General features: G+C 37.2%; 1 protein-coding gene. It reads left to right on the top strand.

What is annotated here, in order from left to right; all coding sequences use genetic code 11:
• On the top strand, positions 1–922 hold a 922-nt coding region (locus CHRY9293_RS18380), incomplete at both ends, for a condensation domain-containing protein (protein ID WP_228455605.1).

The following is a 922-nucleotide window of genomic DNA, read 5'->3' on the forward strand; positions in this document are numbered from 1 at the left end:
GTTACGAATTCAATATAAGGATTTTGCCTTATGGCAACGGGATTATCTTCAAGGGGAAGTATTAGATAGCCAGTTAGAATACTGGAAAGGTAAGCTTTTGGAAGTAGAATCTTTAAATCTTCCCTTAGATTATGCTCGCCCTTCTGCTATTTCTTATGAAGGAAATACGTTACATTTTAGTATCGCAGATAGTTTAAGTGAAGAGCTTAGACTCCTGTCTCGAGATTTAGGAGTTAGTTTATACAGTGTGATGCTGGGAGGATATTATTTGCTATTATCCTCTTATTCCGGACAAAAGGATATTGTATTAGGTACTGTTGTGGCGAATCGTCATCATGCAGGCTTAGAGGATTTGATCGGCTTCTTTGTAAATACTTTGGTCCTTCGGGAGGATATTGACTATGGAGTATCAGTAAGAGATTTTATTTTACAAGTTTCAGATTCAGTATCTCAGGCTCAGATGCATCAGGATGTACCTTTTGAGAAACTGGTAGAAGAGTTGGGAGTAGTTCAGGATGTATCCCGCCACCCTATATTCCAAGTAATGTTTGGCTTGCAGAGTTTTGGAAATGAAGCAAAGAGAATGTATGGAGAAGACTCTTTGTTTCAAGAATTCAAAGGAAGTATCTCTTATGATGTTGCTAAGTTTGATTTAAGTGTTATGATAGATGACGATGGGAAAAGCTTATCCGGAAGTTTTAATTATGCTCGAGGATTATTCAAGGAAAGTACGATTGATCATATGATTAGTACGTATGTATATCTTTTAGAGCAGATGGTATGTCATCATAAAGAAAGTGGTTCAAAGTTACGACTTGAAGATTTATCTTGGGTAAGAGAAGAAGAGTATAGTGGAGATGGCATCTTCACCCATCTTTTGGATACTTATACAGGATACGACAGAACTGCTACCATTCATGAG

Origin of the sequence: Chryseobacterium potabilaquae (genome assembly GCF_902728265.1) — a bacterium.
GTDB lineage: Bacteria > Bacteroidota > Bacteroidia > Flavobacteriales > Weeksellaceae > Chryseobacterium > Chryseobacterium potabilaquae.